We start from the raw sequence: 26,674 nt of genomic DNA on the forward strand, positions 1-26,674 counted from the left end.
CTCTCGTCTCCTTATCCTGCCCAGGTCACGCGGCCCGCCGGAGGTTCTCCGACACCGCAAGCAGCTGGTGTACGTCCGCGTTCGTGTCGTCCCCCTTCGGTACCGCCAGCGCGATCGCCGGCCCGGGAGCCGGGACACCCTGCTTGACCATCTCGGCCGCGGTGCGCAGACGCTGGGCCAACTGCGCCGGCCCGAGGTCCAGCACGTTGACACCTTCCCACTCGTGCACCACGTAAGGGCTGATATCCACCAGTCCGTCACGGCACTCCACGATCCGCCGGTGGTACCGGCGATGCACACCACGCGACCGCCACCGGTCCCACACCCCTTGCGAAGCGGGACGCAGTTCGTTCTCCGGATAGACCTCGATCAGCAACTGCCACAAGGGCGCCAGCCGGCGGTGGTCCCGACGTCGGCGCAGCCACAGCTTCGTGGCGGTGATCTTCGCGCGCGCCACGGAATAGGTGACGCCGGCGGCGAATGCCAGGCTGGAGACCACCAGGAGCACCGACACGTAGGTGTTGATCCGGATCGGCACGAGACCGCCGGTCCACCGGATGGTGACGAAGACGGCGCGGATCGCGCAGGCCAACGCCATCCCGCCCAGACCGATCGCCGCCATCCACAACCCGGTGGCGTACGGACGGCCGGACATGCGCGCGTAGCGTGCCGACCACCACCCCGCCGCGCCGACCGCATACATCATGTACAGGCCGGCGACGGTGTAGAACAAGAAGATCGGCAGCACGGTCATGTTCACCGTCGCGTACGGCGCGCCCAGCTCCTGATCCGGCACGCTCACCGCCGCCACGGTGATTGCCACCGCGACCAGGCCCATGACCAGGGCCTCACGCCGGGCGCGACCGTGCGCGGCAGGCCCGTCGGCCGAGTACAGGTAGAAGCACATCAGGAAGTACATGGCCAGCAGCAGGAGCAGGTTCTGGACGAGCCGCGCCATCCCGTGGCCGGCCAGGGTGTCGATGCCATGGGCGCCGCCCGGCATGGCCACCGGATATGACAGGCCCATGCTCAGCAGAGCCAGCGCCACCGACCGGGTCGGAGCATCGTCCGGTGCACGCAACCACAGGTAGAGCCGCCACACGACGGCACCCGCGATGATCAGAAGAAGGTACTTGGCCACGGTCTACAACCACCCTCGCCGGTCGCCCAAAGCAGCCTGCACCCGACGCACGCGTGGATCCTCCGACAGCGCCGGGAGCGCGTCGACCACCGAGGACCACTCCAAAATGATGGTGGCCGCCAGCTCGACCGAGCACTCCTCCGCGTCGTCGTACGAGCAGCGTGCGGCCACCCGCCGGATCAGCTTGGGATCCAGGTCAGGAACGAGGTCGGACCAGGACTCGACGAACTCCTCCGCAGGTACCTCTGGAGCGTTCTCCTTGCCCTCGTCCCACTCGGCGACGAGGACGTGGAGGACCTCGTGGAGGATGATCTGCCGCTGGTGCAGCCGTGTCGTCTCCTCCTGGTAGAGGATCACGTCCATCTGCGGGTAATCGATCCACAGCCCCGAGGGCCCAGGCTTCTCCAGCGCCCAGGGGCGCAGGACCATGGGCCGGCCACGCCGTTCGCTAAGGGCTTTGACCAGCTTGTCCACGTCAAGCGGCGGGACGACGCCCAGGCTGCGAAGCTCTTGGCGCAGCCGACGGTGGAGATCGCGTTCCACGGTGCGTCGCTCAGCCGTGCGCCACCGTCCTAGCCGGCGCAGGCTCACCCGAGCTTTCGCCGGCACCGCAGGTTCCGGGCCGCCACGGCGGCTTCCTCCGGGAGACATTGAGCAATCCCTTCGTACCGGCTGGGACATGGCTCGGAGCGCGAGCCATGTCCCAGCCACCACGGGTCAACGTTGTCTGGCCCCGGCGGTACGCACGAGGGTGATCACAGAGCCCAGGCCGGCACCGGAAGAAGTGTCCGTGTCCGCTTTCGTGAGCGGGTCACGAGGACGCAGATGCTCCACCCCGTACACCATCGGTCACTAGAGCGAACAGCAATCACCCTGCTAGGAATCCTTCGATGAGGTCCCCGGGGTCACTCGGACCTTACGTGAAGCTCGATAGAGATCAAGGCCGGAAAGTACCCCTCGGTAGCCAACGGAGAGGTGCCGATCGGAGTGCGGAAAAGCGTCAAATCGACTCAACGCTTTAATGATCATGAGTGTGACCTGGCGCTTCGTCTTGTGTTCATACTGGTCACACTCCTCTCGCGAGTGCACACTTCTGTTATCTCTTCGAGATATTTACGGGAGAGGTAATCGGGCGTAACGGTAATAAGTGCCAAGTTAACGTCAGTTGCCGATGGTGAAAGTGTGGATGTGGGGGCGGTCACCTCCGTGTGGCATGTGCTGGACGATGTGTCGCCATGCCGGTTGTGTGGTGGTGATGTTTTCGGCCACTCTGAGCGCTCTCTGGGTGACTTGACGAGCGAAAGTATGTCCAGTTTTGACGTTTTGCCTGCTCGCGGTGTGGAGGTGGCGTGCCCGTACGAGTCGGGGTGATCGCTCTGGCATTTCTCGATCGCAAATAAGATCAGGAGCAACAGGCGCACGGGTCACACGGGTGGCGTTCGGGCGGCGAGTTACCTCCGGGGTGGCTGGGGCAAGCCGGGTCGGGATGTCCTAGACGGGTGTCCGGTCGGCTCCCAGGCCAAGGCGCATGGTGTCGACTAGCTGGCCGAGAGCGGCCTCGTATTCGGTGCGGCCGTGGGCGTAGCTTTCGTCGTCCGCGCGGGTGCCGGCCGCGGCGAGGTCGCGTACATCCCGGAGGCGGCGGAAGGCGTGCTCGGAGGCTGCGAAGACGTCCGGTGTTGCCGTGACTGCCATCTGGTACCGCATGCCGTAACACGGCCCGAAGCTGTCGCGGGCGGCGTGCTCCCGCTCGGCCGGACCCAGGCCATCGGTCCGCGCGAGGCTGCGGAAGGCGTTGCGGGCCTGGGAAAGGACGGCAAGGTACTCGCTGTACAGGGTGCGGCGTGCAGCGAGCAGGCGCTCGTCTTTGTCTCGGCGCCATCGGGTGCGGTCAAGCAAGGCGGCGGAGGCGGTCGCGATCAGGGCGCCGACGACGGCGCTGGCCAGCGTTATCCACGGCATGGGCCAGACGGTAAAGCGGGACGCCACAGTCGGTAAATGTGCGCTGCTCGGCCATCAGCGCCGCAGGAGACCGTGCACCGCTTCCGGAATGTCGGGTGATTTGCTTATGTGCTGTACCTGTGTCATGCGCCTGTTCGGCGGCTTGTAGCCGCCGAGCTGTCTCTACTCCTTCTCCTTGGCGGCGTCGTGTTCCCGGATCCCGGTGTCAAGGGCGTCGAGAAGGTCGCGCAGCAGCTCCACGGCCCCGTCCCCGCGCTCGCTCAGCGCCCATGAGAGGGCCTCGATGTGGCCGGGGACCGGGGCGCCGCCGCCGGACGCGGTCTTGAGGATCTGCGCTACCCGGCCGCGGTTGATGGGCCTGCCCTTCTCCATCAGCGAGACCAGGTCGGCGGTAGCGGTGCGCAGCCAGCTGAGGCCGTCGGCGGCGGTCGCGGGCCCCGCCGACGCCGATGTCGGCTTGGGACTCCGCACCCAGGTTCAGGAGGACGGGGTGGTACTCCGGTTTGCCGCGAGTTCCCCAGTCGGCGTTGAAGCGGCGCCCGTGCCGGGGAAGGGTGGCCTGGGGTGCGGCCCGTGGCTGGGCCCGCTTGATGACGTACTCAGATGTCGATGTACGGCTCCCCTTCGAAGGGGGAGCGGTTGGTCCTGATGGAGTGAACGACTACTTCCTCCCGGGGGCGGCCGTCCTGGTCTGTCGGGACGTGGGCGATGGCGTCGACGACGTCTTGTCCCTGAGTTACCTCGCCGATGATCGTGTGCAGGCCGTTGAGGTCCGGCGCTGGCCGGGTCGTGATGAGGAACTGCGAGCCGATGGCATCTGGTTCGGTAGCAGTCAGGGCCAGCATGTAAGGCCGCTCGAATGTCAGATCGGGATGGACTTCATTCGGGCGCGAGAACCCTGGGCCGCCGGTCCCATCACCCATCCGGTCTCCCCCTTGGATCATGACCCCGTCGATTACGCGGTGGATGATCGTCCCGTCGTAGATCGGGCCGACCCCGATGCTGCCCGTTCGCGGGTCTACCCAGCTCCCGGTCCCCGACGCGAGAGCGTAGAACTGGATGACAGGCTCCCTTACTTCTCCCAGGAACAGATTCACGAGGATCTGCCCCAGCGACGTGCTAATCGTCGCGGTGAATTCTTGCTGCATGTGATCCGTCCTGCACTGCGACTTTGCGATGAAATCGGCCTCATCGCATCGAAGCAGGCTATTTACGCTCACCGGCGTAAAGACACGGCGCCGACAGGCGGAGGTGGAGCGGCCGGGCACGGCAGTCTGCGCGGCTGAGCAGCGGGCGGCTCGCTATTGCGGTGCCAGCCCGAGGGGGCGCAGTGACGGTTCGCCGTACGGGTAACCAGCCAGATACTGACGCTGCCCGGGCCGTCAAGTTGCCAGGTCGGGTGGTGTGTCTAGCGGCTGGATTGGCCGGTGTTCAGGTCGAAGCACAGAGTGCCCAGTGCGGAGGCGAGCTCTTCTAGAGCGCGAATGTAGGCACGCAGCGCGAGGGGAAGGTGGGCGCGTTCCCACCGGGCCAGGTCGTCCTGCCGGTGTACCCACTCCGCTTCAAGACCGGACAGGGCTGGCGTGCTGTTGTCCAGGGCGTTTCTGACCAGGCCGATGGCCAGGCCAAGGGGCTGCGCAGGGTGGATGTCGAGTTCGGCCTCGCCCTTGTGGTGTTTTTGGACGGTTCGGATTGTGGCGTGCAGGTGTCCGATCCGCAGGGCCCGCTGGATCCAGGCCGGCTGGCTGATGTGGGCGGGCAGTTCGGGGATGTCGGGAGGCGCCTGGAGTGTGGGCAGCAGTTCGGCCGCTGCCTGCCGGGCCTGGGCCTGGGGTTTCCACTCTCCGGCGTGTAGTTGGCGCAGTGCGCCGGCGACGGCCTCGGTGGCGTAGTCGACGGCGGGCTGCCACCGCGGCGGGTGCCCGTCACGGAACGGTCCGGACATCAGGTCCCGGCAGCGGTCGCCCAGCAGCAGCGGCGGGGATTGCAGGCTGGTGGCGTCCTGGGTGTCGCGCAGTGCATGGTTGTCGTGCAGGTCGCGGAGTTGATGCCACGTCGCGATCCGTCGGGCCGCCTCCAACAGTTCTTCCTCCCGCTCCCGCAGCTCTTCCCAAGAGCCCGTGACGGCAGCGGAATCGCAGGCGGGAAGCGGGCCGGCGAAGAGACGTTCGTGGAGCGCGCCGCCTAGCCACCACAGCGGCCGGGCCAGATCCACGTCGTCGACCAGCAGCCCCTCATGGCGGGCCGCACGCCACACGGCCAGCGCCAGAAGCTGGCTCGCGGGCAGCCACGTGTATTCCCGCTCGCTCACCGCCTCAGGGGCGGAGGAAACATCGGAGGCATACAGGTCCAGGTCGTCCGCGTCGTAGCCGATGTGCCGCCGGGTCAGGACCCATGCCTGGCGCTCGGCCCGCGTCCAGGCATCTAGACCGTAGGCGCTGCGGTGGGTCGCCTCCCACGCCTGTTCGTCCAGGACGACCTGCAGTGCCGTCGTGCGCCAGATGATGTTCACGGTGTTGTCGGCAGTGGGCTCGGACAGCTGCACCTCGTAGCCGTGTGGCAGGGGGCCGCCCGACAGGTCGCGCCGTTCGTCGTCGAAGTACCAGGCGGGGGCGATCACCGCACCGGTGAGGCCGTCGAACTCCCCGCCAACGCCCCGTACTTCGGTGCCGGCCGCCAGGGGACGGTGCAGCTCCTCTTCCAGAGCGTGGCAGACCGCGTCCATGACCAGGCCATGGCAGACCATGACGGCCGGTTCCGCGGAATCGCGTGCCAGACCGCGCGTCATTCCATCCCATCGCTCCTTCGAAAGGGGCTGGTGGGGGTCGGTGGGCCAGGTGCGGGTCAGCCACAGCCAGGTGGCGACCGGCGGATCGCTGCGGTTGCTCACCGTGGCGGGATCCGCATCCGTGGACAGGGCCAGGTCCTCGCCGACCAGAAGGGTGGCGAGTTGCCGGACACCGCCGTCCGGGCGCGACAGATGCCACAACAGTGACCCGAGCGTCACCGCCTCCACACCACCGCCATTCTGGCGGCCCAGCGCCGCAAGGGCGATGGCCAGCACGTTACGGGTGCCGGTGTGCTCCCAGTTGTTGTCGGTGACGGTCAAGGTGGCGGATGCCAGTTGCTGCGCCCTGGAGACCGCCAGACCCCACTGCCCCGTCATACCGCGCCTTCCTCCAGCTGGCAACTTCCGCTGTCTCCCAGGCGGATGCTCTCACGCGGACCGAACAGCATTGGAGACCAAGGTCCGACCGCAGACCCTCGCCTTGCGACGTGCGGTGGAGCTATGGCCGACATCCGGGCATCGCCTCGCTCTCGCCGTACCGGGCGGGTGACGGCCCGCTCACGCGTCCTGCCGGCTGCCCTGATCGCGGCGCCCCCAAGCGGCCGGTGTGATGTGCTGCAGACGGATCCAGTGCGGCGCCGTGCCAGGCAGGTCGATCCTGAACTCGGTCGGCCACGGCACGACCAGCGGGTCGGCGGAACCGATCGTGATCGTGGGTGGCTGTCCTGTCCGCCGGTGCCAGTCCAGCCACCAAGCGGTCAACGCGGACCCGTACAGGGCCCGGACCGTGGGCGCAGGAGTGACCTGTGCCTCGGCCGTGACGCGAGCGGTGAATCCGAACGCTGCTCCGGAGTCCCCGCCGAAGTTCAGCCCGACGACGGTGCGGGGCCCGTCGACCACGGTGACGCTGGCCTTGGCCTGGTGCTGGTCCAGGAGCCGTCGTATCAGGAGGTGGGGTTCCTCTCCTGCGGCCGGGGCTGCGATGTGGTCGGCCACGGACTGCGCCTTGTCCTCGGCTTCCCATGCATCACAGGCTTGCCGGTAGTCGTCGGCGTTCCAGGCGCCCGGTCCGCGAGCCGGGATCCGGGCCGCAAGCACCGGCCAGGGCGGAGGCAGGGTGACCAGCGTGGACGCGTAGGCGGTGTCGGGCCAGTCCCTGTCGACCTGCGCCGAGTCCTCGTGGATCTCAAGGCCGACGGCCGGAGTGTCGGCGGCACCGCCTCCTACCGTGGCGACTATCCAGGCATATGGCAGGTGCCATTCGTACAGCGCTGACAGACGGTGGGGCGACTCGGGCCGCTGCGTCATCCCCGACTCCTCTGCCCGCCAGCTTCTGATCGGATCACAGTACTCCGGAACTACTCGCCCCGCAGATGGGTCGCGGAGTGGAGCATCTCTTCAGCTGTGCGGGGGTTGTAGCGGTCGGTGATCCGTACCTGCGTGGGCAGGTGGAACATGCCCTGAGCGGCACCGGAGGGCGAGCCTTCGCGGGTGAGCCGCGTGAGGCTCAGATTCCGAGTCATCTCGACGTGCACCGTGTAGTCGCCCATGATCCCAATGTAGTCAGACGCTGCCGAGGCTGTCCCCCGGTTGCTGGTGCCGGTGCCGTCGAGGCGGCCAGATGCATCCGCAAGTGACGGTTACCTGCGGGGCGCTGTCTATAGGACGGGCTGGCGGCACCGTGCTGAGGTCGGCCGGCGGTCAGGAATCCCGCATGCGTTGGTCGTATTCCGCCGCCGGTCCCAGCCCCATCGCAGCGCGCCGTTCATCGAGCCGGCCAGGGTCGGCCACGGGGTGCGGGCGTAGATTCGAGCCGTCCGGGTCGGCGATGTACTGCGTTCCGTACACCTGGGGTTCGCCGGTTGCAATCAGAACTCGGTCGGTGAGGTAAGCGAGTTGGCTGGGAGCGGCGTCTTCGGCCGCAACCGCAGCCTCCAGGAGTTCGAGGGTCTGGCGCTGGAAAGCAGGGTCGCGGTCGGCGTGCTGAGCAAGTAGCCATGCATCTTCGGCACCCTGTTCACCCACCAACGCAACCCCCGGCCAGCCGTGTTCGGCGATGACCGCCTTGAGCCAGGCAGTGTTGTCGGCGTCGATTCGGAGTATCTCTTGTCCGTCTTGAGTCTTGGCCGCGAGGCGGCGCGCGGCCTGGTCTTCTTCGGCGCGGCGGTGGAGCTCGGCGGCGAGGTCGCGGTTCATCGTGAGCCAGTTCTTCTCGTTCGTCACTTCGGCCAGTACGTTGAATGAGGAAAAGCGCCGGCAGGTGCGGCGGCCGGCGGTAAGGCGCCGTACGGGATTTCGGGGAGCGGTGCCCTGCTCGGACGCCGGCTGCTGGTGTCCGGGGCGAGGATGTCCCGTGCTGCGACGAAGCGGCTCAGTATCTGTGGCGGGCCGTCGCGCAGTCCCGTGGCTGTGTGTTCGTCTGGTGATTAGGATCCGGGCATGGCGAACCGCATTGCGGCGCACTGGGACGCGGCCTGTGAACGGGCCGGTCAACTCAGGGGCGTTGCCGTGGATGACCGGGATGTTCTTGCACTGGTGTATGCCCTGGCGGCTGCCGAAGAGGGGGCGACGGTCGACGCCATTTCCCTCTGGGCGGTGCGCTACCGGCTGGGTGATCCAGGCCGCCTGCACGAGGCCCTGACCGCTGTACTGCCCGGCCCGCTGGACCAGGTCCCCGACACGGTGGAGGGCGGGCGCGCGGAGGCCAGGCGCATTCGGATCGATGAACTCGTCGATGAAGAAGGCCAGTTCACCGGCCGCTCGGATGTGGAGGAGCTGCTCCGGGGCGACATCGAGGCCGTCCTCCGGGAGCGCGGCCCCTTTACGGGGCCCGTTCCCCTGGAGGGGCGGATCTGGCGGCGATGGGCCGCCCTCCAGGCGCCGCATGGTGTTCTCTACGAGGACACCCTGACCTCGGACGAGTTGGCCGCCTACGACGCATCGGGCCTTGACCGGGGATACAGGCCGTCCGGCAGGACGGTGTTCGAGAACAGCGTGCAGCACCTGGTGCAGGTGCTCGACCGGATGCTTCTGCTGGCCAGCGGCGCGATCTCTCTGTTCCGCGAGGTGCTGGTGACCGAAGGAGTACACAAGGGACGCAGCGGGAAGGTGGCCGCGGTCACCTGGAGCACCGACGACGAGCAACGTTTGTGCCGGGAGCCCCCGGTCTCCTTCACCGTCAGCTTCGACGACCGCTGGGGACGGGCGGACATCGCAGCTACGGACATCATGGCGCTGCCGGAGTGGGACCGGCGTTTCGCGGTGGTGTATGCGGGCCAGCCGATGCCCATGGAATGGGCCGGGGCCGTGCTGCTGGCTGACGCGGAGCCTGCCGGATCCTGGCAGCGCGAGGTGATCACGGCGTTGGACGGCGGCTGGCCCCCAGCGCGAGGACGTCTGGCCGTTCTCGTCCCCCAACGGCCCGATGGCCGGCTGGTACCGCCGGAACATCGCCAGTGGCTCAATGATGCGTACACGTGGGCCGACGCGATCATCAGCACCGGGCTCCCGTCCCCGGATGGCGTTCCGGCTCAGCCATCGTTGGACGCCGGAACTGCGTGTGACCGGCTGGTTTTGCAGATGGCCGCCCCGGATGAGGCGACCGCGCGGTGGGCGGGGCGGCATGCGGTACCGGTGGCGCGGACTCCGGCCGATGCCGCGGCGGCGGTGCTCACTCGCCTGGGCCGGGGCTTGGAACGCAAGGGGGGACAGCGGCATGTGCCTCTGAGAGTGGCCCGCAGTTCCGGTTACCACCGATGGACGACGGCCTTGATTTCCAACCGCCTGCTCCTTGAGGACGCCACGGTCGACTGGACATGGCAGCATGCTGGTCGCCCCGAGGACACGGCCACCTGGTGGGCCATCTCCGCCCGGATCCGCCACCAGAACGACTCCATCACTGATGAACTGGTCGTCGGCCGCGCTGGCGTGCTCAGCCTCGCCGCTTTTCGACGGAGGCCGACATGGACCGACAGCCAGGTCGTCCTGTGGCGTCACCCCAACGGCGCGGACCCGAGCACGCTGAGCACCGGGCCGGCGCTGTTTCCGCTCCGGCTGCCAGGCGTGGATGTGAGCAGCGCCCATCAGTGGTTTCAACAGGACCGCGGCGCGGCTCTGCGGACGCTGGCCGCCGGTCTGGGCCTGACGATCGGCACGGACCGGCTGCGTGGTGTGGGTGTCCGCCTTGAGTCCGGTCTCCTGGTCGCCGAACACCAGTGCTTCGCACTGGAGTTGACTGATGTCGAATTCGACGGGCTGGAAGCCATGCATAGAGCTGAGGGCGAGAAGGGGGTGGCAGTGGAAGTCCACCGGGTCGCGGATCTGCTCGCCCATCGGTCTGATCCTCTGTGTGACTGGGCCACCCTCGGTGCGATCATCCGGGCTGTCGTGCCCACCTGGCCCCCGCCAAGCGGAGACTTCACCGACACCTTGCACTGACAGCGAACTCTCACGGGAGCGGGCCGGGGCGGAGCGAACCCTGCTGGGCACGCTCTTCACACCGGCAGCGGCAGTGGTCATGGAATCGTCCTTTCCGCGGATGAAGGACGACTCGGCTTCAGTTCGGTTCCTGCTGTGCTGGATGTTGCTGTTCCCAGGGGGAGTACAACGACGGTCTCCCAGGACATTTCCCACCGGTCTCCGCCGTCCGGTGCAGGGTGGGCGGTCCAGCACACGTCGAGCAGGTGAAGATGAGACACCCTGAGTGGGGCGTGGCTCGGGCTGATTTTGCGCAGGGCGCTCTGGAGGGGGTCGGAGTCGGCGGTGCCGTAGGCGTAGCCCAGGGATGCGTGGGGGCGGCCGCCTTCATGCGCGATCGCTGGGGAATCGTGTACCTCCCACAGGGCGGCCCGGGACACGTTCCGCAGGGCGCCAAGCCCCTGGTCGGGATGGACGTCGAGGACAGCGCCCGAGCGGTTCGCGATCGGCGAACCGCACAGCACCGTGAAGGGTTCGATCTCGCTGAGCCGGGCCGTGAGGGCGGAGATGAGACGGGCACGCTGGCCGGCGGAGATCTGCTCGCTGGGGGCCGCGGCGTCCATCTCGATGGTGATGTGCACGAGGCCGTCGGGCAGGCACCAGATCGGATACCCCTGCATGGCGGTCCGGCACGTGGCGACGAGGTCGACGAACTCCGCGTCCACAGCCGGGTCGGGGACGACGTACAGGTGCAGCACGGAAACACCGGACTGCCACGGCCGGTTCCGGAAGACCGGGACGAACGGCTTCATACGTTGCTTCCTTGTCTGGGGCGGCCGAGAGGGATCTCTTGCACGCGCCGGAAGGTGTAGGTGTTGGACCGGGGGTCTTGCTTCTCCAGGACGAGCCAGACGGAAGAGAGCGTGGCAGCGGTCCGGCTGCCAGGGCGTAGGCCGCGCCCGAGTTGGGAGGCGAGGCGGTCCGAGCGGGCGGCGAGCTCGGGGGTGTCGGTGTCCTGCAGGCCGTAGCCGCCGGTCAGGTGTCCCCAGAACAGGTCGGCTGCGGGCGGCAGGTTCAGGTTGGCGGCGAGCAGTGCGGCCCGTACGGCGAGGTAGACCTCGTGCAGGGCGGTGTCCGGTCCGACGTCCACTAGAGCGGCGGAGGCCGAGGTGCGGGGCGGTCCGATCTGGATATCGAGCGGCGCCAGGTGAGCGAGTTCTTCCTGGATGAGGGGCGCGGTACGGCGCAGCCGTTGCTCGTTCACCCGTTGCCCGTCGGTGTCGTGGCTCTCGATCTTCTGGAGTGTCATGTGGAGGTCGGGGTCGGCGACCGGAGTGATGATGTCCGGATAGTCGGCGAGGGTCGCGCGGATGCGGGCGAAGTAGGCCGCGACCTGCAGCTGACCGTCCGGCAGCCACAGCACGTGTGGCCGGATCCAGTCTTCCTCCGGTGCACCGTCGGGGGCCCACCTGCGGGAGCGGCTCATGAACCGTCTCATGGCGACGGTGTCCTTTCGAAGCTCTGGCAAGGGGTGGGGAGCCGTTGCAGTTGCGGCTCAGGTGTATGCGCGGCCGGCAGAGTGGTCGGTCCGGTCCAGATCGAAGGTGGCGAGGATGCCGCTGTGATCGGTGAAGTCACCGGTGTCCACGAGTTGGTAGTCCACGATCGTGGGGCGAAGCGCCGGCGTGACATGGAACTGATCCACCCGCAGGAACTCGCTGGCCGTCGGCGCCAGGAATGCTCGGTCCTGGTGGAGAACGGCCAGGTGGGCCGCGACGTCGGTCAACTCGCCGTCACGGAAGGTCTGCCCGACGACGGGGTTGCCGCGCCAGGGGTCGTCGGGATGTTCGCGGCGCAGGCACCGCGAGACACGGTGGTGGGGCTGGAGGGTGGGCCAGTCGGGCTCCGGATCGGTCAGGCCCTGGTAGTTGATGTCGCCGCCGACGAGGCCGATGCCCCCGTAGCGCCAGGCGCGGTTGACGACGAGTTGCGCTTCCGCGCCGGCGCGGTCCGCGGCGAACGGCGTCAGATGGGTACTGAGGACGGTCAGGGGAACCGGCCATCGCGTGCCGGTGCCGAGTGGAGTGAACAGAGCCAGTGCGTAACCGTGGTGCAGATCCGTGGTGCTGTACCGGGACTCGGTGTCTTGCAGTTCCAGGAGATCAGGGTTCCAGGCGATCGCGGTGTTGAACATCCTCGACGGAGCCACGTACAGGTTCATGCCGAGGGCCTCGCGGGCGGCTTCGGCTGCTACGGGGTCGGCGAGCCAGTCCACTTCCTGCAGCATCACAAGCGCGGGATCGATGCCGCGCACCAGGCGAGTCTGGTGGGCCCAGCGGCCGTCGTGCTGAGCGCCTATTTGGGCGTTCAGACTCATCACGGTCAAACTCATGATTATTCTCCGGAATTCAGTGGCCGGTCGGCGAAGGGGTTGAGGACTGCAGGCGGATGGTCGATGGGTAGCTTGGGCTGCCAGGCGGTGAGGATCTGCGCGCTGCACACGAACAGGCCGTTGGGCAGGGCATCGAGGGGCCACCAGCGCCAGGTGCCGACGCTTTCGCCGTCCTGGTCGGCGGGCTCGCCGTGCCAGCGGGTGACGACGGCACCGACCGTCATGCGGACCACGCCGCCCACGCTGTCCAGCAGCGTCCCCACAAGCCGCACATCGGCTGGATCGGCGACCAGCCCGGTCTCCTCCATGAGTTCGCGCACGACCGCCTGCTGGAGCGATTCGCCGGGCTCGGCGCGTCCGCCTGGAAGCTCCCACGTGCCGCGTCGGTGCCGGCCCAGCAGCACGCCGTCCGGACCGCTCAGGACGGCGCCGACCCCGAGTGCCGCATGTGCGTGGGGTGGCAGACCGGTGCGCGGGCGGGAGCGGATCCGCTTTGGCCTGCGGACCTCGAAGAGCCGGTAGGAAGCGTGGTTGGTCGCCTCGGGTGTGTCCAGGACGGTGACCTTCTCCACCTCAAGCCCGTACTGGACGAGGAGGTCCTGCCACAGCGCGGAACTGAGGACCCACATCTGCACCGTCACGTCGTCGCCCCCGGCCAGGCGCAAGGTCTCCGGCCGCGCGGTCACAGAGGTGCCCGGCCCGCAGCCGAGAGAATTGGTGTGCAGGACGGTGAAGACGAGACGGCCCCCGGGCCTGAGGGCGGTGGCCAGGGCAGGCAGGAGGCGGTGCGGGTCGATGTAGGGGAGGGCGTGGACGGAGTAGATCACGTCGTACGGTGCGCAGGTCTGCAGGTGCGCAACGGCGTCCGCGACGGTCAGAGTGAGCCCGGGTAACCGGTGGTAGCGGGCGCGGGCACGCTCGATCTGCGGGGCCGAGGCGTCGACGGCGTCCACCCGTGCTCCGTGGACGCGGGCGAGGTGGGCGGCGTGTCGTGCGGTGCCGCAGCCGAGATCGAGCACCCGCTTACCGGCCAGGTCACCGAGCGGCTGGTCGCCCGGGCCGGCGCCGTCGGGGCCCCAGTCGATGCGGTCGACCTCCGCCGGCTGGGTGCCGCGCAGCAGGTGGTGGGCGCCGTACGTCGTCCACGCGCTGCTGTTGGCCGACTCCGGAGTATTGGTCATGCCGTGTCTCTGTCTTTGGTCGGCCAGGTGAAGACGAGGCGGGCGTGGCGCTTGGTGATCACCTGGGGGCTCGTTTCGGCGGGGTCGGGGGCATCCGCGGGGTGGACGGTGAGAGTGGGGGTCGTGTGGCGGGCGGTGCGGTCCCAGGCGGTGACGCAGTCGGCCATGATGTCGGCGAGGCGGTCGGCGGCGGGGCCGTAGGCGTGGATGCCGAACTCCCAGAGGCTGCTGCCAGGTTGGGGGTCGTCCAGCCTGTGCATCAGGAGGTGGGCGAGGGTGTCGTCGCGGACGAGGGTGGCGGCGTCCCAGCCGTCGGGCCGGGTGAGCAGGCCGGTGTCGAGGTCCTTGTCGACGGCGAGGCGGGCGAACCCGGTACCGAGGTGGGTGGCCAGCCACAGCATGAGCATGTCGAACGGCGTCTTGCCGGGCATGGTGACGCCGGTCCAACGTTCGATGCGCGGCATGGCGAGGGCCGCTTCCAGACGGCTGGTGTCGGTTGGGGTGCCGTCAGCGAACCGGACGGTGATCTCACCACCGCGCAGCCGGATGATGTGGTCCTCGCGGTAGCCGGGTCCCTGCAGGGGGACGAATCCGCACACCTCGAACCGGTCGGCGGTCAGTACTCCGTTGTGGTGGGTGAAGGGGATGGACCAGGTGTATCCGTGGGTGCGTAGGGGGACGACCAGGCGTCCGCCGTCGGTCAGGCAGCTGGTCCAGGCGGGCGGGATGTCACGGGCTTCGACGGTGACGATGACGGCGTCCACGCTGCCGGGGGCGGCGAGTTCGGCCGGAGCCTGCTCGCCGTCGCCGAAGTGGACGCGGGTGTGGTGGTAGCCGGTGTCGTCAAGGAAGCGGCGGGCACGTTCGGTGACCCAGGGGTCGATGTCGATGCTCGTCACCCTGCCGTCGGGGCCGACGATTTCTTGAGCGAGGGCGGCGTTGTAGCCGCCAGAGCCGATCTCGATCACCGTGTCGCCGGGCCGCAGGCGGGCGTCACGGAGCATGTCGGCCTGCAGCCAGGGCGCCGAGACGCTGCTGGTGGCACGGCCGGCCGAGTCGCGTTTGGTGACGGCTGCCCCCACAGGGAAGGGGTCGTAGGCGTCGATAAGGCTGAAGCCGGGCAGGAAGCGGTGCCGGGGCACACGCAAAAAGGCGGCCTCGATCGCATCGCCGCCGTCCACCCAGTCGGCGTCGATCAGCCGGTCGGTCATCACCGCTCGCAGCCCGGCAGCCTCCTCGTTCTGCCGGGCAGCCCCAGGCGGTACAGGCACGGTGACGGGGTAGCGGTTCACGGGCGGCAGCCCGGCCAGCAGGCCGGGCCAGACGGTGTCGATGACCTGGGTGCTCGGCGTGAACAGCGGCTGTGACAGATGAGGCAGGTCGGCGACCTCGTGCCACTCCCAGCGGCTGATCACGTCCGGCTGCCTGGCCGCCGGTTTGCCCTCGTAGGAGGTGATGCGGACCGCTGCGGTCAGGCGCGGGACACCGTGGACGGTGTCCGTCAACAGGGCCAGCAGCCGGGCCCCGGCCGGATCCGCCGTGAGGCCGGTCTCTTCCTGAACTGCCTGGACAGCGTCATGAAGGAAGTCCGCGCTGGCGTCTTGCCCTGCGCCGGGCAGCTCCCAGACGCCGTGCCGTGCGGACCAGCCCAGCAGGATCCGCCCCGCTTGGTCGGTGACAACGGCGCCGCCGCTGATGAGGCAGTTGGAGGCGGGCTCCCCCTTTTCCGTACATGTTGGGCGGGTGGGGGAGGGGGCGCGCAGGACGAGGACAGCGAGCCCGTCGGCGTCGTGGCGTTCGGCGGTCTGCCAGCCCTCGCCCAGCACCGCGAGTTCGTCCTCGTCCAGGGCGATGCTGCGTCGGTCTGCGGGGACGTTCGCGGTGACGGGGGTGATGACGACGAGTGCGCCACCGGGGCGCAGGCGTTCCCGTAGCCGGTTCATCACGCGTGTCCGGTCGCCGACGAAAGCCCAGGCCAGACGGATGGTGATCAGGTCGTACGCCGTGTGGGGCAGGCCCTCGGTGCCGTCTCGCTCGATGTCGTGCACCAGGTAGGTGACTGCCCGGGGCGTGAGAGCGGGAGTTTGGGTGTGGGCGAGGGTGAGGGCTTCGGGGGCGAAGTCGATGGCGTCGACGGTGTAACCGGTGGCGGCGAGGTGGCGGGCGAGTTCCCCCAGCCCGCAGCACACCTCCAGAGCGAGTCCCTGGTCGGGGGCCGGAGCGTGCTCGGCCAGCAGCTGGCGCTCGGCGTCGCTGAGAGGCCGGAAGGTCTTGCCGCTCGTGTAGTGCGCGTCCCACTCGTCGGGCGTGGTGAAGGCCACCGGGAAGGCTCCTTGCCAGGATCGGGTCAGATGAAGGTGTGCGTGCGCAGGGCGCGCAGGGTGCGCAGTCCGCGTTCGATGAGTTCGGGGTCGTCGTGGCCGCGGCCGTAGGCGATGCCGCTCGTTGCGTCCAACGCGGCTTCACAGCACAGGCGTTGGCGCTCCATGCCGGTCAGGGGGCGGCCGTAGCCGGTGAACAGCGCCTCGTACAGGTCCGGCCGGCCCTGCCAGGTGTCGGCCAGTCGGACGAAGTCACTTACAGCAGGGCCAAGTTGACTGCGTTCGAAGTCGATCAGCCCAACCTGCACGGAGGCGGGAGACGTGGCGTCTGTGGTGGTGATGAGCGTGTTGCGGGGCTGGAGGTCGCCCAGGGTCGGCACCCACGGGTCGGCGGTCCGGGTGTCAAGCAGGGCGGCCAGGGTGAGCACGAGGTCCTCGTCGCCGTCGGCCAGCAGGGGCCGGGCGGCGTCGAGGTGGCGCTGGAGTTTGCCGGGCCCTGGTGGCGGAGCCGGGGCGGGAGCGGCTGCCTGGTGGTACAGCGCAGTGAGTTCGCCGACCTGCCGGTAGACCTCGCGCTCCATCTCGGGAGCGAGGACCCGTCCGTGCAGGGGCTGCCCCGGCAGTTCGGAGAGGACCACCACCCGCTGCGTGCCGTCGACCGCGACGAGCCGCGGGGCACACGCGCCGAGTGAACGGGTCCAGTTCCGCAGGGCGTGTACCTCACGCTGATGGAACCGATGGTTCTGGTGCTGCTTGACGTACCAAGCGCCGCCGCGTGCACCGGTGACCCGCCATACCCGGCTTTCCGGCCGGAGCCATGAGCGGTCCGACCAGGCGGCGATGGGGCCGACCGCCCGCTCGACGAAATCACACACTGCCTCCTCCGGCCCCTTTGCGCCATCGGCGGGAAAACTGGTGGAGAGGGTGAGCCGGTCATTGGCCGGCTGGTAGGCGATGGGGTCGTTGCTCTCCTGGAAGTGCATGGCGAGGGTGACCCCGGCGCGGTAGGCGTCGATACCCGCTCGGCAGTAGGCCACCATCGGCTCGGGCAGCGCATCCAGGGTGAACCAGTCCATGGCGTCGCACCGGTCCGGCTCCGTGATCTGCGGGGTGCCCTGCCAGCGCCGGGCTTCGAAGAACACCCCGATGCGTGCCGTGCCACCGGGTGCGCGGTGGTGGATGGTGACCGTCGGTCGTACGTCCTGGCGGTCGACGAGAACCCCGGTCTCTTCACGGGTCTCGCGGATGACCGCGTCGACCACGTCCTCGTGTGGGCCGTCGAGTCGGCCGGACGGGGCGTGCCACATACCCGTCGCGTAGACGGGGCCCGCGCGTCGGGACAGCAGGACCAGCGGGCTTGGAGTCTGCTGGCGCAGGAACATGTGGACGTCGACCGCCAGCGTGTACTCCGTGATCTTCACGGTGCTGCGCGGCCCAGTCGCCGAGCGTCCTTCGCGTGGCGGGTCAGCGCCGTGGTTGTCGTCGTCTTCAGATGCGGCGCGGGATGACACGTCAGGTCCAGCCCATTTCGGTGTAGAGGCGGCCGTGGCGGATGCCGTCGATTGCGGCGCGGGTGTACTCGACTGTGGGCTCCGGGAGAGCATCGACGGGCCACCAGTCCCAGCTGACGCACTTGTCCGGTTCCATGACGCGGGGCTCGCCCGACCACGCTCGCGCCCGAAAGACGAGCTGCAGACGCGGCTGGGTGCCCGGCGCGTCCAGGACGTGGACAGCGTGGACGAACTCGACATCGTCGGCCGTGATGGTGAGGCCGGCTTCCTCCTGGGCCTCGCGGACCAGGCAGGCCATGGCGGACTCCTGTTCGCAGTGCCCGGCCAGGAAGTGGTGGTGCGACGGCGCATACGGGGAGTCGGGATGGCGCATGCCGAGCAGGATGTGACCGTCGCGTTCCGCATACAGGTGCACGCCGACGATGTTGGCTACGGTCCTGGTGCCCGGGGTGCGGACGGGGAGGGCAGCAAGCGGGGTGCCCGGGGGCGGCTCGGCCATATTGAGGGTTCCTCCATGTGGACGGGCGGGATATTGACGGGGAGGGGGCGCCGCGCCGGGCCCGGAAGCGGCGCGACACCCCGGGTGTCAGCGGTCGGTGGACAGGGCCAGGAGTTCCGAGAAGAGCCCGCCGCCGGCGGCAAGGTCGTCGTAGGGGCCCTGTTCCGCGATCCGGCCACTTTTCATGACGAGGATCCGGTCGGCGATTTTGCAGTTGACCAGCTGGTGCGTCACCAGGATCGTGATGCAGTCGCTGGCGTGGGCCTTGATCTGCTGAAGGATGGTGTACTCGCCGCGGGCATCCATCTCCGAGGTCGGCTCGTCCAGGATCAACAGCCCGGCACGTCGGTACAGGGCCCTGGCGCAGGCCAGGCGCTGCCACTGCCCGCCGGAGAGTTCGCTGCCGCCCCACAGTTCACGGGCGAGCAGCGTGTCCAGCCCGGCCGGGAGGTCATGGACGGCCTCGGCGAGGCCGACCGCCTCCAGCGCCTCCCACACCAGGCGATCGTCTTCCTCCTGGGGCTGGCCGAGGGTGACGTTGTCCCGCACGGACAGCGGCCACTGCGCGAAGTGCTGCGGCACCAGCCCGGACACCTTCCACAGACTGTCGGGGTCCAGGTCGGTGACGCTCTCGCCGTTCCAGCGGACTGTGCCCTTGTCGGCCAGGAAGATTCCGGCGAGCAGCCTCACCAGGGTGGACTTCCCGGAGCCGTTCTCCCCGACCAGGGCCAGGACCTCGCCTTGCCGCACGGTGAGGGACACACCGTCCACGGCCGGCTTCTCCTTGCCGGGATAGCGGTAGACGGCCTCCTCCACGGTGATGTTCTCCAGCGGTCCGTCTACGGTCAACGGGCCCCGGATCGGGGCGTGTTGGGCGGCGTAGTCGAGGAAGGAGTCCGAATCGGCGAGGTAGAGCGAGGTGTGGAACATGGCCGCGCCGTTGATGACCAGCTGGGACAGGGCGCCGAGCGTGGTCTGTACGGCGACGACCGCGGTACCGGCGATCGCCGGCTCGATCCTCCCAGTGGACACGAGCCAGGCCAGCGCGGCCCAGGTCGCCACGAGAAAGGTTCCGCTGATCGCCGAGCTCGCCAGGTTGATCTTCAGCATCTTGGGCGCCGCGGCCAGGGTGCGCGCGTCGATCCGCTCTGAAATGGCCCGGTACCAGTAGGTCAAGTAGCCGGTCATGGTGTTGGCGCGGATCTCGTCGGTGAACTTGGCCGAGGTGGCCCATCCGCGCAGGTTGGTGCGTACGTTGCGGTCGCCGATGTTGGCGTAGTGGGTCTGGTAGGTGACCCGGGCGTGTAGGACGGCGCCGACGCCGGCGGGGACGACGGCGAGCAACAGCAGGGGCAGCAGCAGTGGGTGCAGCACGGCTAGGACCCCACTCGCGGTGACCAGGCGGACCACGGCGGCGGTGAGCTTGTTGGCGTCCTGGATCATGACGTGGCTGCGGACCACCCCCATCTCCGCGGCTTCCTGCCGGTCCGCACAGCCGTCCTCCGCGCGCGCCGCAGCTTCGATCCCGCACACTGCCGCTACGAGTGCACTGTCCGCCTCCGTCGTCAGCCGGGGCGTGATCCGCCCATCCGCGTACGAGGACAGCGCACTCGCCGTCCGCCCGGTCATCGCCGCCAGCGCGATCACGACCAGGGCGGGCAGCGCGTGGTGAAGCCGGTCGGCGACCGCCCCGGTGCCAAAGACGGCACGCATCGCGTGCGCGGTCGCCGTCAGCTGGACGGCGGAGCCGACACCGATGGCCAGCTGGCAGCCGGCCAGCAGCAGCACGGCAACGCGGTCGATCGCCCATGCCATCCGCGCGGTCCGCGCCAGCACCGACGGCAGCCGCCGGACCATCTGCCCGAATGCAGCCTCCTCCAGAGGGTTCTTGCTGTACTTGCCGCCATAGCGCAGCTCGACGGGCGGTGGGGGCGGCACCCGGCCGGCCCCCACCGCGCCGCTCGCCTGTTCCGGCCGGGACATGACGCTCACCGAGTCCCTCCTCGCGCGCGGTGCGGGCTGCGTGACGACTCCGCGGTGAAGCGCGGCGGCGGTACGGACATCACGAGCTCTCCTCGGTCGTGACCCGGTTGAGCACAGCCTCGCCGGCATTCGCGGCCACGCGGTCGGCGACCTCGCGGGCTTCGGCCAGTGAACGTGCGGCGGTGAAGGCCATCAGGCAGCGCAGGGCAACTCGTTCGTCGTGGCCGAGGGCGCGGCCGTAGCCGGTGAAGAACGCTGTGCGCAGGCGCGGCTGGGTGATCCAGGGCCCGCAGGCCAGGTCGACGAAGTCGAGGATGACCGGGGCGAACCGCGCCGACTCGAAGTTCCTCAAGGCCAGTTGCGCGGCGGCGGACCAGAAGAGGCTGGTGCTCGGTTTGCCGCCGTGGATGAAGCCGAGGGGCAGTCGTCCCACCACGCGCAGCCGGTCGGCGTAGCTCATGACAAGTTTCTGTTCATCTGCCGACAGCCGGTCGCCCGCGTTGTCGAGATGACGCGTTGCGTCGTCGGCCAGGCGGGACAGGATCGTCGGCGCGTCGAGGGGCGTGGTGCCGGTGCGCCGTCCGGCTTGGTGCAGCTGGGCGAGGAGGAATCCGGCTTGCCAGTGGACCGTCTTGAGTGTGGCCTCCTTCAGCCGCAGCTGGGCAAGGGGCGTGCCGGACAGAGTCGTCACGATCAGAGCCAGATGTGGGGCGGAGGTGGCCAGCAGACGTGGAGCCGCGCCGGGGCCGAGGGCGGGCACAGCGTGCCGGTAGGCGAACGTCTCGCGGGTGAAGGCCCGCGGGTTCTGGGCGATCTTGACGTGGAAGCGGGCGCCGTCACCGGCCCGTACGACGTGCCACGCGCGCGCGAGCAACGGGTCGGTGACGATGGCGCGCACCGTGGAGAACGTGCCCAGGGTGCGCTCGGCCCAGTCCCTGACGGACGACGGCAGTGGTTGCTGCTCGGTCATGCCCCCCACCTCGGTGTCAGCTGTGTATCCAGGACGTACGCCGAGGCACTGACGGCCCTGCTGGTCACGTCGCTCCGACGGACTGCCCGGATGGCCCCAGGGTGGGCGAGGACGGGATGAGCGAGGGGCGGTACAGGGACGGTATTCATGGAGTCCTCCGGTGGTTGGCCGAGCAAAAACACGGCGGGACGACGGCGTCTTGCCGGGGCATGGCTGTCCCTGGTAGTCGCCAACAGCGCGCCATCTGAACCGTGTTGGGGATGACTGATGATGTCCGGGACAACGACCCGACGGCCCGACTCGAACACGCGTGTTTGAGTCGGATCCCCGCCCCATGAATTCGGGGGCCGCAGGTCGCCGGCCGCCATCCAGAACGGTTCCCGAGACATGGCGCGTGGCCGAATCGCCGCGAGTTGATAGGCAAGTGGCCCATGGGACTGGTGAGACAGCCGGTACTGGGCGCCGCCCCATTGCCGTTCAAGAGGTCTCCGCTCTCGGCCGACACGAAGGCTCCTTGTCCGGCGAGCGCCTCGCATCGCGGCTGGTTGGTCAGCGGCCGGGCGTGAGGATGCGCTGCATGTCGGTGAGGCTGAAGCGGGCGATCAGGAATGCGTGGTCGGTCCATCGAGACACCTCCTCGCTGGCCACGACTTCGACGCTGCGCAGCGCCGGCACCAGGTTGGGGGTGGACAGGATCCAGTCGATGCGCTGCGCGGGGCCCTGGTCCGTACGGGTCAGACTCGCGGTCGGGGTAAGGGCTTCGCGCTGTCCCAGGACCGTGCCCGCGTGGTGGGCGAGATCGACGTACACGTGCTTGCCGCCGGTGAGGATCTCGCTCGGCTGTGTGTCGGAGACTCGCCTGCCGTCCCGCACGATGGTGCGGTGCTGGTAGTGGACGGGGTCGTCGACCTGGGCCCACAGGAGGAGCCGCGCGATTTCGTCACCGATCCGGTGCGGGTAGCTGTTGCCATCCAGCCCCATGAGAACGGTACGGCCGTGGTCTGCGGCCGTGGTGAGCCACCGGGCCTCCGTGGCGCGCAGGGTCGGATCGAAGTGACACAGGTGCGCCGAGAGGAGTTCGAGAGGCTCGGGGCATCCCCTCAGACGGACACGTACCTTGCAGAACGGCTTCCACGGCAGATCGTGGTGGGTGTGGGAGACGACCTCGAAGACTCGGGGGTCAACCATGATCCCAGGGAGATTGCGGCTGCGGTTCGGCGCCGGGTTGGGCATGAACGGGAGAAGCTCGCCCAGTTCCTGCGCCTCCTCGTGTAGATCGAACCAGCCGTTCTCCCAGGCGCCGGTCAGTTCCTGCCGGAAGACGATGTGCGGATTGAAGGCAGCAAGGAATTGCCGGAACTCGCGACGCACATCTCCCTTGCCGTCTCGGCCACGTCCGTTTTTCTCCACGTTCCAGGACGCAACACGCAGTTCGGCCCTGTCATCGACGACGAGCAAGAGGGTCCTCCGGGGCGGGCGGATAAGGAGCCCGTCCCCTCCGCGACGGGGGGCACGGAGGGGACGGGCGGCATGCGGGCCTGGCGCATCGCTCAGCAGACCGATGCAGATGGGGCCGAGGTCACGGTTTGACGGCGATGGCCGCGAACGCTGCTGAGGCACCTGGGGGATGGGCGGGGTTTGCGGCGCGATGCCAGTTGGCGGTCTCCGTGATCCCGGGTTCAAGCAGGCGCCATCCGTCGAAGAAGCGGCCGATCTCATGAGGGCTGCGCAGGGCGATGGGACCGATCGACTCGGTGTACAGATCGCCGACCCGGTTCATTGGGCCCGGGTGCAGCGCGGCGGTGGGGTGGGTGATGCAGAGGGCGCTGCCTGGCGCCAGCCGACCGGTGAGGGCAGAGATGGCGGGATAGGCGAGGTGGCCGGGTAGTTCGTGCAGGACGGCATGGGCGAGTACGGCCACGGGCCGGGTCAGGTCCAGCGTGCCGAGCAGGTCCGGGTCGGTGAGGATGCTGTCGGGCTGGGCGAGATCCGCATGCACATGCGCGGTTCGGTGTGGGCGTGGCGCGGTGAGCATTGTGGCGGCATGGGCCATGACGATCGGGTCGCGGTCGACGTAGGCCACGGCGATCTTGCGTCGTCGGGGTACGGCAGCGGCGGCCGTCTCGTACAGCGTCGGGGAGGTGGGGAGCCCGCAGCCGAGGTCGATGAACTGCGTGATCCCCAACTGGCCGGCGAGCAGGGTGACCGCACGGAGGGCGAACGCGTCATTGATGGCGACGGCATCCACAAGGAACGGGGCGACGGTGAGGAGCCGCTCGGCCATGTTGATGTCGACGGGGTAGTGGTCTTTGCCGCGTCGGAGGCAGTCCTGGACCCTTGCCGTGCTCGGCTTGGCGGTCAGTTGCCGCAGAGCGATCGCCGATCCCAGTGCCGGCAGCGGGACAGTCGATCCGACGGTATGGCCGGCGGGCGCGCTTCCGCTCGCTGGGGCAGGCTGGACGGCGGGTGCCGTCCGGTTGCGGCGGCGGGCGGATGCGGCTTGTATGCGGGGCGGTTCGATTCCGTGTGCCTGCTCCAGCCAACGCAGCAACTCCTGCGTCAGACGCACCAGCACCAGCAGGTGTTCGTACGCCCGATCCGCCCGCGGTCTCGAACTGGCACGCTCCTCGATCATGACGATCAGCGCACGGAGTTCTGTCTGTTTCTCTTCCTCGGACTTGTCGGCAAGCGGATCTGTCTTGGCGGTCGTAACGAGGCGCAGTGCAAGTGCTTCCAGGGATGTGAGGGTCGTGGCGACGGCCAGGGGAGCGTTTGGCACGCGGAAGGAGATGCTGTCCAGCTCCCGCCGCGCGTTGGTCAACAACGTGGACGCGTCGATGCCTTTCGAGCTCGCGGCGGGAGTGGTGATCGTCATGAGAGCGCTCCGAACGTTCCTGTGGAGGTTGAGGGGCAGGTCACGCAGCGGGTGTCGCGCCGACGGCGCGCAGGGGATGGCATGCGACGGGGACATGCCAGCGGGGCAGTCTGCGCCGTGAGTTGACCACAGGTTGTGGGCTAGGCCAGCGCACCGTCGAGGTGGACGGGGATCTGCTGGCGGCCGTTGGAGATGAACGAGGCGAGCGGACGCAGGTCCTCGGCCGCCGTGGCCAGGGTGAGGCGGGGGTAGCGGCCGAAGAGGGCGTCCAAGGCGATGCGGGCTTCGAGGCGGGCGAGGCCGGCGCCGAGGCAGTAGTGGGCTCCCACGCCGAAGGACTGGTGGTTCTTGCGCGTGGGACGGGTGACGTCGAAGCGATCCGGGTCGGTGTGCACGCGGGGGTCGCGGTTGGCGGCGGCGTAGTTGATGACGATGAGGTCGCCGGCGTCGAAGGTGAGCCCGGTCTCGGCGTCGTGGATGTCGGTGGTGGGGAAGCGGGGGAGGATGTTGGCGACCGGGGCCTGGTGGCGAAGGGTCTCTTCCACGACGTCGTCCATCGTGATGCTGGAGTTCTCGGCGTCGATGAGGGCGAGCTGGTCGGGATGGGTCATGAGGTTGACCGCGGCGTGGTCGATCAGGTTGACCGTGGTCTCGTGGCCGGCACCTATGAGCAGCAGGAGGCTGTCGATGAGTTCCTGGTGGGACAGCTGGGTGCCGGTGGCGGAGTCGTGGGCTCTGATCAGGTCGGAGGTGACGTCGTCTCCGGGCATCTCGCGCTTGGCAGTGACCAGCCCGTCCAGGGCCCGGTAGAGGGCGAGGTTGCGGGCCTCGGCCTCAGCCTCGGTGATGTCGGTGGCGAAGGCGCCGCCGATCAGCTCGCGGAAGGTGTCGTGGAGGTTGTCCGGGACGCCCAGGAGCATGTTGACGCCGCGCAGCGGCAGCACCCAGGCGAAGTGCTCGCGCAGGTCCACGGGGTGGCTGCTGCCCCGGTGGCGTTCGAGGCCGTCGAGGAGGGAGTGGGCGATGTCCTCGATGGCGGGGGCGAGCGCGCGGATGCGGCGGATCTGGAAGCCGGTGCTGATCAGGCGGCGCAGCCGCTGGTGCTCGGGGCCGTAGGCGGTCAGGGCGTTGCGGACTTGGACCCACAGCCGAAGGGGCCATTTCTCCGGGATCTGCCCGTCGACGAAGGCGGGCCAGTGCTGGTGGGCGTCCTTGGAGACGCGGTCGTCCAGCAGAAGGCGCTCGATCAGGCCCGGATCGGTGACCGACCAGGCAGCGACGCCTCCGGGCAGTTCGATCCGGGCGGCGGGGCCGAGGGCACGCAGCCGACGGGCTTCGGCGTGGAGGTCGGTGCCCGCCGGGTCGATCGCGAACGGGCAGCCGGAGGGGGGAAGCTGGGTGGTCATCGCTGTCCTCTACTGGAGTACGGGACGGCGGAGGCCGTCCGGGGGAAGGTGACGGGAAGATGGGTCCAGCCGCTCTGGAACGTGCCGGGGCGGCGGACGAGCTGGTCGGGCGGGCAGGCGAGGGCGAGGTCGGGGATCCGGTCCAGGACGCGTTCGATGGCGGTTTCGGTGATGACGCGGGCCAGGTGAGGTGCCGGGCAGCCACGGATGCCCGCGCTGAACGCGAGGTGGGCCCGGTTGCCCGAGCGGCGCTCGGAGCTGGCGGCGAGGGCTGGGTCGCTGTTGGCCGCGGCGAAGGACACCAGGATCGGGACGCCGGGAAGCAGCCGAACGCCTTCATAGGTGTGTTCTTCGAGCAGGTAGAGGGGGCAGTAGCTGGACACCGGCGGGTCGTCCCACAGCACTTGGTCGAGTGCATCGGAGATGGGCCGGACACCGGTGTGCAGGTCCCCGCCGAACTGGTCGTCGGTGATGAGCAGGAGCAGGGCGTTGGCGATCAGGTTGGTACACGGGGTGGTGCCGGCGCCGATCAGCAGGAGGATCTGCTGGATCATCTCCTCGTCCGACAACCGCGCCTGGTGGGACACGAGCCAGGAGGTCACGTCGTGGCCGGGCCGGTGCCGCTTGAGCCGGGTCAGTTCCAGGCACGCCTCTTCGAGTTCGGCATTCACCCGGGCGGCGTTCTGGGTGGTGTCGAAGAGCTTGGCGATCGAGGTGGCGATGATCCGGCCGTTGTCGGGCGTGCAGCCGAACATTTCCATCTCTACCTGCATGGGCAGCGGGTCGGCGAAGTCGGCGACCAGGTCGGGGTGTTCCTGGTTCATGAGGCGGTCCAGAAGTTGGTCGGCGATGCGGGCCACGCTGGCGGCCAGGGCATGGGTGTCGACCCAGGAAAGGCTGTCGGTGACCGCGCTCCGCAGCCGGGAGTGGTCGTAGCCGTCGAGCCACAGCGCGTTCTGGCGCGGGCGCATCATCATCAGCGCGGGGGAGTCGGCGGGCACGCGCCCTTCGCGTAGGGCCTGCCAGTGGTGGGGGTCCTTGCGGAAGATGCTCGGGGTGTTGCGCAGGAGGTACAGCGCGGAGCGGTAGGTGGTGGTGATGTAGCCGTCGACACCGTAGGGGAGTTCGCACCGCGCGATGGGGCCTTGCGCCCGCAGGCGCTCGTACGTCAGGCGCGGGTTCGTGCTGAATTCGGGCCCGTAAATCGGCAGCGGCTGCTGTGGCATGGA

At 68.8% G+C, this 26,674-nt stretch carries 23 protein-coding genes; 1 reads left to right on the forward strand and 22 read right to left on the reverse strand.

Going from position 1 to position 26,674, the window contains the following annotated elements; translation table 11 throughout:
• Positions 1–25 precede the first annotated feature (25 nt).
• The 9 genes from ACZ619_RS40520 to ACZ619_RS40560 all read right to left on the reverse strand — a co-directional run bounded on the left by ACZ619_RS40520 (position 26) and on the right by ACZ619_RS40560 (position 8,114).
• Positions 26–1,141 (reverse strand): MAB_1171c family putative transporter, encoded by a 1,116-nt coding sequence (locus ACZ619_RS40520; protein ID WP_469610384.1) that lies wholly within the window; start codon positions 1,139–1,141, stop codon positions 26–28.
• A gap of 3 nt (positions 1,142–1,144) precedes the next feature.
• The gene (locus ACZ619_RS40525; RefSeq protein WP_469610386.1) at positions 1,145–1,570 is read right to left on the reverse strand and encodes a hypothetical protein; all 426 of its coding nucleotides are present in this window, start codon (positions 1,568–1,570) and stop codon (positions 1,145–1,147) included.
• A 1,062-nt stretch (positions 1,571–2,632) separates the two neighbouring features.
• Entirely contained in the window at positions 2,633–3,103 is a 471-nt protein-coding gene (locus ACZ619_RS40530; RefSeq protein WP_469610389.1) for a hypothetical protein, read from the reverse strand.
• A gap of 162 nt (positions 3,104–3,265) precedes the next feature.
• Positions 3,266–3,574 carry a hypothetical protein gene (locus ACZ619_RS40535; protein ID WP_469610390.1) on the reverse strand — a complete coding sequence of 103 codons (309 nt, stop codon included), beginning with the start codon at positions 3,572–3,574 and terminating at the stop codon, positions 3,266–3,268.
• Between the two features lie 128 nt (positions 3,575–3,702).
• Positions 3,703–4,251 carry a peptidylprolyl isomerase gene (locus tag ACZ619_RS40540; RefSeq protein ID WP_469610392.1) on the reverse strand — a complete coding sequence of 183 codons (549 nt, stop codon included), beginning with the start codon at positions 4,249–4,251 and terminating at the stop codon, positions 3,703–3,705.
• Positions 4,252–4,511: 260 nt separating this feature from the next.
• Positions 4,512–6,269, reverse strand: a complete 1,758-nt coding sequence (locus tag ACZ619_RS40545; RefSeq protein WP_469610395.1) for a hypothetical protein — start codon at positions 6,267–6,269, stop codon at positions 4,512–4,514.
• A gap of 180 nt (positions 6,270–6,449) precedes the next feature.
• Positions 6,450–7,199, reverse strand: a complete 750-nt coding sequence (locus tag ACZ619_RS40550; protein ID WP_469610398.1) for a hypothetical protein — start codon at positions 7,197–7,199, stop codon at positions 6,450–6,452.
• Between the two features lie 50 nt (positions 7,200–7,249).
• The gene (locus tag ACZ619_RS40555; RefSeq protein WP_469610401.1) at positions 7,250–7,441 is read right to left on the reverse strand and encodes a hypothetical protein; all 192 of its coding nucleotides are present in this window, start codon (positions 7,439–7,441) and stop codon (positions 7,250–7,252) included.
• A gap of 151 nt (positions 7,442–7,592) precedes the next feature.
• On the reverse strand, positions 7,593–8,114 hold the full coding sequence (locus ACZ619_RS40560; RefSeq protein WP_469610404.1) for a DUF6624 domain-containing protein: 522 nt from the start codon (positions 8,112–8,114) through the stop codon (positions 7,593–7,595).
• A gap of 216 nt (positions 8,115–8,330) precedes the next feature.
• On the opposite strand from ACZ619_RS40560, the gene ACZ619_RS40565 reads away from it, so the two are divergent.
• Positions 8,331–10,328 carry a hypothetical protein gene (locus tag ACZ619_RS40565; RefSeq protein ID WP_469610407.1) on the forward strand — a complete coding sequence of 666 codons (1,998 nt, stop codon included), beginning with the start codon at positions 8,331–8,333 and terminating at the stop codon, positions 10,326–10,328.
• Positions 10,329–10,405: 77 nt separating this feature from the next.
• On the opposite strand, the gene ACZ619_RS40570 is transcribed toward ACZ619_RS40565, so the two are convergent.
• The 13 genes from ACZ619_RS40570 to ACZ619_RS40630 form a co-directional block, all read right to left on the reverse strand.
• Positions 10,406–11,119 (reverse strand): 2'-5' RNA ligase family protein, encoded by a 714-nt coding sequence (locus ACZ619_RS40570; protein ID WP_469610410.1) that lies wholly within the window; start codon positions 11,117–11,119, stop codon positions 10,406–10,408.
• Complete coding sequence (locus ACZ619_RS40575) at positions 11,116–11,805, reverse strand: hypothetical protein (protein ID WP_469610412.1); 690 nt, start codon at positions 11,803–11,805, stop codon at positions 11,116–11,118. The genes ACZ619_RS40570 and ACZ619_RS40575 overlap by 4 nt, the downstream gene beginning before the upstream one ends.
• Before the next feature lie 57 nt (positions 11,806–11,862).
• Complete coding sequence (locus ACZ619_RS40580; protein WP_469610414.1) at positions 11,863–12,699, reverse strand: hypothetical protein; 837 nt, start codon at positions 12,697–12,699, stop codon at positions 11,863–11,865.
• Between the two features lie 2 nt (positions 12,700–12,701).
• A complete protein-coding gene (locus tag ACZ619_RS40585; RefSeq protein WP_469610416.1) occupies positions 12,702–13,880 on the reverse strand; it encodes a bifunctional class I SAM-dependent methyltransferase/NUDIX hydrolase in 1,179 nt (392 codons plus the stop codon).
• Positions 13,877–16,201: a methyltransferase, FxLD system gene (fxlM, locus tag ACZ619_RS40590; protein ID WP_469610419.1), complete on the reverse strand. Its 2,325-nt coding sequence runs from the start codon at positions 16,199–16,201 to the stop codon at positions 13,877–13,879. Before fxlM ends, ACZ619_RS40585 begins: the two co-directional genes overlap by 4 nt.
• Positions 16,202–16,227: 26 nt before the next feature.
• Positions 16,228–17,622 carry a phosphotransferase gene (locus ACZ619_RS40595; RefSeq protein WP_469610422.1) on the reverse strand — a complete coding sequence of 465 codons (1,395 nt, stop codon included), beginning with the start codon at positions 17,620–17,622 and terminating at the stop codon, positions 16,228–16,230.
• A 91-nt stretch (positions 17,623–17,713) separates the two neighbouring features.
• Positions 17,714–18,211: an NUDIX hydrolase gene (locus ACZ619_RS40600; RefSeq protein WP_469610425.1), complete on the reverse strand. Its 498-nt coding sequence runs from the start codon at positions 18,209–18,211 to the stop codon at positions 17,714–17,716.
• A gap of 87 nt (positions 18,212–18,298) precedes the next feature.
• Positions 18,299–20,194 (reverse strand): ATP-binding cassette domain-containing protein, encoded by a 1,896-nt coding sequence (locus ACZ619_RS40605; protein WP_469610471.1) that lies wholly within the window; start codon positions 20,192–20,194, stop codon positions 18,299–18,301.
• A 79-nt stretch (positions 20,195–20,273) separates the two neighbouring features.
• Entirely contained in the window at positions 20,274–21,164 is an 891-nt protein-coding gene (locus ACZ619_RS40610; protein WP_469610428.1) for a phosphotransferase, read from the reverse strand.
• Between the two features lie 549 nt (positions 21,165–21,713).
• Complete coding sequence (locus tag ACZ619_RS40615; RefSeq protein ID WP_469610431.1) at positions 21,714–22,622, reverse strand: endonuclease/exonuclease/phosphatase family protein; 909 nt, start codon at positions 22,620–22,622, stop codon at positions 21,714–21,716.
• Between the two features lie 121 nt (positions 22,623–22,743).
• Complete coding sequence (locus tag ACZ619_RS40620) at positions 22,744–24,039, reverse strand: SAM-dependent methyltransferase (protein WP_469610433.1); 1,296 nt, start codon at positions 24,037–24,039, stop codon at positions 22,744–22,746.
• A gap of 140 nt (positions 24,040–24,179) precedes the next feature.
• Complete coding sequence (locus ACZ619_RS40625) at positions 24,180–25,445, reverse strand: cytochrome P450 family protein (RefSeq protein WP_469610436.1); 1,266 nt, start codon at positions 25,443–25,445, stop codon at positions 24,180–24,182.
• Positions 25,442–26,671: a cytochrome P450 family protein gene (locus ACZ619_RS40630; protein ID WP_469610439.1), complete on the reverse strand. Its 1,230-nt coding sequence runs from the start codon at positions 26,669–26,671 to the stop codon at positions 25,442–25,444. The genes ACZ619_RS40625 and ACZ619_RS40630 overlap by 4 nt, the downstream gene beginning before the upstream one ends.
• Between the last annotated feature and the right edge of the window lie 3 nt (positions 26,672–26,674).

The organism is Streptomyces sp. NPDC104367 (genome assembly GCF_055583825.1).